Annotated in this window: 3 protein-coding genes and 2 pseudogenes; 2 read left to right on the top strand and 3 right to left on the bottom strand. The window is 40.0% G+C overall.

What is annotated here, in order from left to right:
- Positions 1–233: 233 nt before the first annotated feature.
- Positions 234–1,862 (bottom strand): inorganic phosphate transporter, encoded by a 1,629-nt coding sequence (locus F908_RS10275; protein ID WP_005161373.1) that lies wholly within the window; start codon positions 1,860–1,862, stop codon positions 234–236.
- Between the two features lie 438 nt (positions 1,863–2,300).
- Between F908_RS10275 and metH the strand changes: the two genes are divergently transcribed.
- On the top strand, positions 2,301–5,987 hold the full coding sequence (gene metH, locus F908_RS10280; protein ID WP_005161375.1) for a methionine synthase: 3,687 nt from the start codon (positions 2,301–2,303) through the stop codon (positions 5,985–5,987).
- Between the two features lie 150 nt (positions 5,988–6,137).
- Here the strand turns inward: metH and F908_RS15665 are convergent.
- Positions 6,138–6,257, bottom strand: a pseudogene (locus tag F908_RS15665) (DUF559 domain-containing protein); the annotation flags it as partial.
- Between the two features lie 107 nt (positions 6,258–6,364).
- On the bottom strand, positions 6,365–7,642 hold the full coding sequence (locus tag F908_RS10285; RefSeq protein ID WP_005161379.1) for a glutaminase: 1,278 nt from the start codon (positions 7,640–7,642) through the stop codon (positions 6,365–6,367).
- Between the two features lie 159 nt (positions 7,643–7,801).
- Here F908_RS10285 and F908_RS10290 point away from each other — a divergent pair.
- Positions 7,802–8,227: pseudogene (locus F908_RS10290) on the top strand (IS4 family transposase); the annotation flags it as partial.

Genomic DNA, 8,227 nt, shown 5'->3' on the forward strand with positions numbered 1-8,227 from the left:
TTCAGGCTTTCAGGCTTTCAGGCTTTCAGGCTTTCAGGCTTTCAGGCTTTCAGGCTTTCAGGCTTTCAGGCTTTCAGGCTTTCAGGCTTTCAGGCTTTCAAATTAGAACAGATTGACTTGAGTTAGAGCCTAATATTCTTGGTTTGTGTCCAATCTATCGCTATTTTATGACCCATAAAAAAAGCTTTGCCGAGGCAAAGCTTTTACATGATTTGGCTTTAAAGTAAATCAAATCATGATACAAACTGTAAGAATAACCAGTATAAACCACCAGATAAACAAATCGTCGCTGGTAAGGTAAATATCCATGCAGAAAGGATTGTTTTCACTGTCGCGAAGTTCAGCCCAGACTTGTTGGCAACCATCGTCCCTGCAACAGCACTGTTTAGAACGTGAGTTGTTGAAACTGGCATACCTAAACCATCAGCAGCAGCAATCGTTGTCATTGCAACAAGTTCAGCAGACATCCCTTGACCATAAGTCATATGGTTCTTACCAATACGCTCGCCGACAGTCACAACAATACGCTTCCACCCCACCATCGTACCTAAGCCAAGCGCAAGTGCCACCGCAACTTTAACCCAATTTGGAATATATTGCAGGAATGAATCAAGATTACTACGGTATTCTTTCACCACTTTGGCTTGGTCTTTATCCATTTCTGGCAAAGCTTTCGCTTTATCTAATCGCTTGAAAGTTGTGGTACTTAAATACATATCATTACGGATTTCGCTTACAGCGGTCTCAGGAATAGTTTTAAGATCACCATAATTTGCAACGCGTGTTCCTAAATGTTCCGTCATACTTGCAAGTGCTGGAACAACTTCAGGTGTTTGCTCTTTGGTTTGAATATATTTAGTGAGTACAGCACGCGCTTTCTCATCAGATAATTCATTTTGATTTACATTCAACACAGCAGCTGTTTGACTTGAAAGCTTTTCAAATGATTGAAGATGATTTGCATCTAAGCTTTTGTTTAGTGAATATGCTAATGGCACTAAACCGATCAAGATCAACATGATTAAACCCATGCCCTTTTGACCATCATTAGAACCATGTGCAAAGCTCACGCCCGTACATGTAAAAATCAAAATTGCACGGATGAGAGGTGGTGGTGGCTTATTACCTTCTGGTGGTTGAAAAAGTTCTAATTGGCGTTTAAAAATTTTTTTAACCAACAAGAATACAATTGCTGCGAAAGCAAAACCGATTAAAGGTGAGAATAATAATGCCTTACCCACTTTAATGACTTGATCCATATCAATGCCACTGGTTGCACCAGTTGAAGCATTTAAGAAATGGTTCATGATCCCCACACCTAAAATCGAGCCGATTAAGGTATGAGAGCTTGATGCTGGGATACCAAGGAACCAAGTCCCTAAGTTCCAAAGAATGGCTGCAATTAACAAAGCAAATACCATTGCAAAACCAGCCCCACTACCGACATTCATAATCAGTTCAACAGGAAGTAAAGCAATAATACCGTACGCAACAGCACCACTCGCAACCATAACCCCAAGGAAGTTACAGAAACCAGCCCACATCACTGCAACAGGTGCAGGTAATGCATTGGTATAAATCACGGTGGCAACCGCATTGGCTGTATCGTGGAAACCATTAACAAATTCAAAGCCTAAAGCAATGAAAAGTGCCGTGGATAGAAGAATAACTGAATATAAACTCAAAGGTGGTACATGCGCTAAGTCAGCACTCACCTGAAAACCAATATAAATAAGTGTTGCAATAATAATTGTTAAAAACACCGGCATAAAAAATTTCGGTATAGGAACATGTACATTCGTCGATTTTGCCGTAGAACTGGCAAGCGGTGAATCCGAAACAGGAGGAAGATTAGAATTCATGTAGACGGTAAGAGGATAATAAAATCCTCTGTATTGTTTAATTAAATTATGACAATTATATGACAAAGGACTGTCATATGAAGCCAAATTTTCATATTTTTCTTATATTTTTTTATGTTTTTTTTGATTCAAACCAAGATTATTTTTATTTTTATATAACAAAAACAATATCTTAATTAAAAATAAGTTCAATAAAACCTGTTTGTCTGATTTTGCAACAAACACAACAAAATATGAAACTTATTTGTCATATTTCGAAATATACGTTTTCTTTTTAGCCATTATTCACCGAAATTATTGCAATTTCATGAAGCTTTTATGACATTTTCAACCTGACTGGATGAATTACATCATCCTGATGCTGAAAATACGCGCTTTTTGTTCGCTTCTGTTACAATGCCCCTGCTTTTTATCTTCATCATCGACTGGGGTTTCTGAATGTCCACGCTTACCACCCTACAATCACTTCTCGCCCAACGCATCTTGATTATTGATGGTGCAATGGGAACCATGATTCAACGCCATAAATTAGAAGAAGAAGATTATCGTGGTGAACGTTTCGCAGATTGGGCTTCTGATCTCAAAGGTAATAATGACCTTTTAGTACTGACTCAACCGCAGATTATTCAGGGTATCCATGAAGCTTATCTGGATGCTGGTGCAGACATTATTGAAACCAACAGCTTCAATGGTACACGTGTTTCAATGTCAGATTATCACATGGAAGATCTTGTACCTGAGATCAACCGTGAAGCAGCACGTCTCGCGAGAGCTGCGTGTGATAAATACTCTACCCCAGATAAACCACGATTCGTGGCAGGTGTACTCGGCCCTACATCACGTACATGTTCGATCTCACCGAACGTCAATGATCCAGCATTCCGTAATATTACTTTCGATGAACTCAAAGAAAATTATATCGAAGCAACACACGCCTTAATTGAAGGTGGTGCTGACATTCTATTAATCGAAACAGTTTTCGATACATTGAACTGTAAAGCGGCAATCTTTGCGGTCAAAGAAGTCTTTAAGCAAATCGGTTATGAACTTCCATTGATGATTTCAGGTACGATTACAGATGCCTCAGGTCGTACATTGACAGGTCAAACTGCTGAAGCATTCTGGAACTCAGTGCGTCATGGTGATTTGCTGTCAATTGGTTTTAACTGTGCATTGGGTGCAGATGCAATGCGCCCTCACGTTAAAACGATTTCTGACGTAGCAAATACCTTTGTTTCAGCCCATCCAAATGCAGGTTTACCGAATGCATTTGGTGAGTATGATGAAACCCCAGAACAAACAGCAGCCTTTATTAAAGAATTTGCTGAGAGTGGTTTGATTAATATTACTGGTGGTTGCTGTGGTACCACACCAGATCATATCCGTGCGATCTACCAAGCTGTTAAAGATATTCCACCACGTAAAATTCCTGAGACTGTTCATGCTTGCCGTTTGAGTGGTTTAGAACCATTTAATATTTATGATGATTCTTTATTTGTAAACGTTGGTGAACGTACTAACGTTACAGGATCAAAAAAGTTCCTTCGTCTCATCCGTGAAGAAAATTTTGCAGAAGCTTTAGAAGTCGCTCAGCAACAGGTTGAAGCTGGTGCGCAGATCATTGATATCAACATGGATGAAGGGATGCTCGATTCGCAAGGTGCGATGGTGCATTTCCTGAACCTCGTCGCTTCAGAACCTGATATTTCTCGTGTGCCGATCATGATTGACTCATCGAAATGGGAAATCATTGAAGCAGGTCTAAAATGTGTTCAAGGTAAACCTGTTGTAAACTCGATTTCCTTAAAAGAAGGTTATGACGAGTTTGTCGAAAAAGCTCGCCTTTGCCGTCAGTATGGTGCAGCAGTTATTGTCATGGCTTTTGACGAAGTTGGTCAGGCAGATACCGCTGAACGTAAGCGTGAAATTTGTAAACGCTCATATGACATTTTAGTCAATGAAGTTGGCTATCCAGCTGAAGATATTATTTTCGATCCAAACGTGTTTGCAGTAGCAACAGGTATCGAAGAACACAATAACTATGCCGTAGACTTTATTGAAGCGACTGGTTGGATCAAACAAAACTTACCACATGCCATGATTTCTGGTGGTGTCTCTAACGTTTCGTTCTCATTCCGTGGTAATGAACCTGTACGCGAAGCGATTCACTCAGTATTCCTCTATCATGCCATCAAACAAGGCATGACTATGGGTATCGTAAACGCCGGTCAGATGGCAATTTATGACGATATCAATAAAGAGCTGAAAGATGCTGTTGAGGATGTTGTACTTAACCAAAACCAAGGTGAGACAGGTCAAGCTGCAACTGAAAAACTTCTAGAAGTTGCTGAAAAATATCGTGGTCAAGCGGGTGCTACCAAAGAAGCTGAAAATCTTGAATGGCGTAATGAGTCTGTCGAAAAACGTCTGGAATATGCTTTAGTTAAAGGTATTACCACGTATATCGATCAAGATACTGAAGAAGCACGTTTAAAATCAAAACGTCCGCTTGATGTGATCGAAGGCCCATTAATGGACGGCATGAACGTGGTCGGTGACTTGTTTGGTTCAGGAAAAATGTTCCTTCCTCAAGTTGTTAAATCTGCACGCGTCATGAAACAAGCTGTAGCATGGCTCAACCCATACATTGAAGCTGAAAAGTCAGAAGGACAATCTAAAGGTAAAGTCCTGATGGCAACGGTAAAAGGTGACGTACACGATATTGGTAAAAATATTGTGGGTGTTGTCTTGGGTTGTAATGGTTATGACATCGTTGACCTTGGCGTGATGGTACCTGCAGAAAAAATTCTGCAAACGGCAATAGATGAGAAATGTGACATCATTGGTTTGTCAGGTTTGATCACCCCTTCATTGGATGAAATGGTCTTTGTTGCCAAAGAAATGCAACGTAAAGGTTTTAATATTCCTTTATTGATCGGCGGTGCAACCACATCAAAAGCACATACCGCAGTTAAAATTGATCCTCAATATTCAAATGATGCTGTAATTTACGTCGCGGATGCTTCACGTGCAGTGGGTGTCGCAACCACCCTACTTTCTCCTGAAATGCGCGGTAACTTTATTGCAGAGCATCGTGCTGAATATGCCAAGATTCGTGAACGTTTAGCAAATAAGCAACCGAAAGCTGCAAAATTGAGTTATGCAGAATCCGTCGAAAACGGTTTTAAAATTGATAATCACTATGTACCACCAAAACCAAATGCTTTGGGTACACAAGTTATTAAGAATTATCCGCTTGAAACCTTAGTTGAATATTTTGACTGGACACCATTCTTTATCTCATGGAGTTTGGCAGGTAAATTCCCGAAAATCTTAGAAGATGAAGTGGTCGGTGAAGCAGCGACTGATCTTTATAATCAAGCGCAAGCGATGCTGAAAGACATCATTGAAAATAAACGTTTCGATGCCCGTGCTGTATTTGGCTTATACCCTGCTCAGCGTACTGGTGCGGATACCGTCAGCGTATTTGATGAATCAGGTCAAAATCGCACTCATACCTTTGAGCACGTACGTCAGCAATCAGACAAAGTGACAGGTAAACCAAACTTGTCTTTGGCGGATTATATTAAGCCTTCTGAACAACCTGAAGATTATCTCGGTGGTTTTACGGTGTCGATCTTTGGTGCTGAAGAATTGGCAAATGAATATAAAGCCAAAGGTGATGATTATTCAGCAATCTTGGTTCAGTCTTTGGCCGATCGTTTTGCCGAAGCCTTTGCAGAACATTTACATGAACGTATTCGTAAAGAGTTCTGGGGCTATAAAGCCGATGAGACTTTGGGCAATGAAGAATTGATCAAAGAGAAGTATGTCGGTATTCGTCCTGCGCCTGGTTACCCTGCTTGTCCAGAGCATTCTGAAAAAGCAGTGTTATTCGACTGGTTAGGTTCGGAAGCAAAGATCGGTACAAAATTGACTGAACACTTTGCGATGATGCCGCCTTCTTCTGTCAGTGGTTTCTATTATTCGCACCCTGAAAGTGAATACTTTAATGTTGGCAAGATTTCTCAAGATCAGCTTGAGGATTATGCGAAGCGTAAGGGCTGGTCACTGGATGAAGCGAAACGCTGGTTAGCACCGAATTTAGATGATTCGATTGTTTAATTTAGAGTTCTTATAATCTCCCTTACGAAGCAATGCTTCTCATCTTCTTTAAAAAAGAGGGGAACTTTTGCGTATCAAATGAGTTACGTGACAACCCCTCCCTTTTTCAAAGGGAGGTTGGGAGGGACTAAATCCAGTCAGTTGATTCTAAAACTGTAATTCTAAAATCTGTTTACGTCTGATTCTTTGCCATAGCAGTTGCTCAGCATCTGTCATATTACTTCTTAAATTTCGAGATGCTTGCTTTAAATTTTTATTATAAGGCTTCATCAATACCTACCTTTAAAACAGACAACTACTCAACTTGATCCAAACGTCTCTAGCACAATATATAAACGCTATTTTGAACCTATATTAAATATAGACTCTCTCTACTCCTACAGCTCCTTATGCTTCTCAATCAAATCCTCTAGATTTTGATAAACATGCAATATTCGATCTTTATGGGTTCGTGCATGATCCAAACGCTGTTCGGGGTCAACCAAAAGCAAGCTATGACCATCATCAATCAAACGATCAATCCCCTCTAAAAACATCCGTTTACCTACATCATGGATCAGTGAAATCTGACTCAAATCAATCACGATTGTATTCTTATTTACAGGTTCACACTGCAAAGTCCGTAACAACATTTCAGCTTCAGTAAATTTCAATACACCGCGCAGCACATATACACTTAATGACGCATTTTTTCCTGTCAGATAATGGCTTTGTACAATGGTTTGTGCCGAAGATGTGCCTTCCATCAAATGTAAGCCCATGTCACGTGATAACCGTTCTAAAATCTCTATACCACGTACACTATTACCATGTTCATCTAACTTTGGTGAAAAAGCTGCAATACTGACCTGCCCCGGCAATACACCTAATATCCCACCTGCCACTCCACTTTTGGCTGGGATACCAACCGTCGTGAGCCAATCACCAGCAGCATCATACATGCCGCAACTCATCATCACACTGAGAACTTGGCGTACCACTGCACGATTCAATAGCCGTTTACCTGTTTTAGGATCAACCCCACCATTGGCAAGCACACTTCCCATACGAACGAGATCTTTCACCGTGACCAAAATCGAACACTGACGAATATAGCCATTCACAATATCAACAGGATCGCTCTCCAAAATCCCGACGGTTCGCAACATATACCCTATCGAAAGATTACGATAGGCAGTTTTTACCTCGGACTGATAGACAGCATCATCAAAACGTAGTTCACGCCCAGCCAGTTCGCTCATAAACTCACGTAGAATTTCTGCGCCTTGTAGCCCTTCTTTGATTGGAATCAATGAATGTGTGGTGATTGCACCTGAGTTAATCATTGGATTTTTGGGACGGCGATCATTCCCAAGTGAAATCTGATTGAATGCTTCTCCAGAAGGTTCAACACCTACTTTGTCTAATACCGCATCTATTCCAAGCTTTTGTAGCACATAGGCATAAGTAAAAGGTTTAGACATCGATTGAATCGTAAACTCAATCTCATCATCGCCCACTGAATAGACTTCACCATCTACAGTAGACAACGCCAAAGCCAACCGATTGGGATTGGCATTGGCTAACTCAGGAATATAATCGGCTAGACGACCACTATTATCAGTATCACAGGCATCAATTACGTGTGCCAAATAATCAGGAAGAGGCGTTTTCATGGTTGTCTGCCTTTAAAGATTTCAATTGTTCATATCAATTAAGTTTTATGATACAGGGTACTGATAATATTCAAATTATAGCTTTTGTCTTTGTACACGACAAAAAAAGACAACTCATTGAAATAATGGCATAATACTTGTTTTCTGACGACGAATATGATGACACATTTCAATGAGTTACATCTCATCTTAAACAAATATCTAAAGTGGAACAAGTCACGTGTAAAATGTTTTACACTGATTATGCTTGCATTAATTGTAAAACAGACATGTAATCTTTCTTCTGCATCTAAAGCCTTACCCATCAAGTGCTTACCACAATCATTTTATCGACGTATACAACGCTTCTTTGCAGATCAGTACTTCGATTATCGTCAAATTTCTCAGTTAATTTTCAATATATTTTCATTCGATAAAGTCCAATTAACTTTGGATAGAACCAACTGGAAATGGGGAAAACGAGATATCAATATCTTGATGTTAGCCATCGTCTATCGTGGAATAGCGATACCTATTGTTTGGACATTGCTCAATAAACGTGGAAATTCAGATACAAAAGAGCGTATTGCTTTGATTCAACGCTTT

This window comes from Acinetobacter sp. NIPH 284 (genome assembly GCF_000369425.1).
In the GTDB taxonomy this organism is placed as follows: Bacteria; Pseudomonadota; Gammaproteobacteria; order Pseudomonadales; family Moraxellaceae; genus Acinetobacter.

Coding starts and splice junctions, on each gene's coding strand:
- F908_RS10285 (WP_005161379.1), bottom strand. CDS start 7,642: ATGAAAACGCCTCTTCCTGATTATTTGGCACACGTAATTGATGCCTGT.
- F908_RS10275 (WP_005161373.1), bottom strand. CDS start 1,862: ATGAATTCTAATCTTCCTCCTGTTTCGGATTCACCGCTTGCCAGTTCT.
- metH (WP_005161375.1), top strand. CDS start 2,301: ATGTCCACGCTTACCACCCTACAATCACTTCTCGCCCAACGCATCTTG.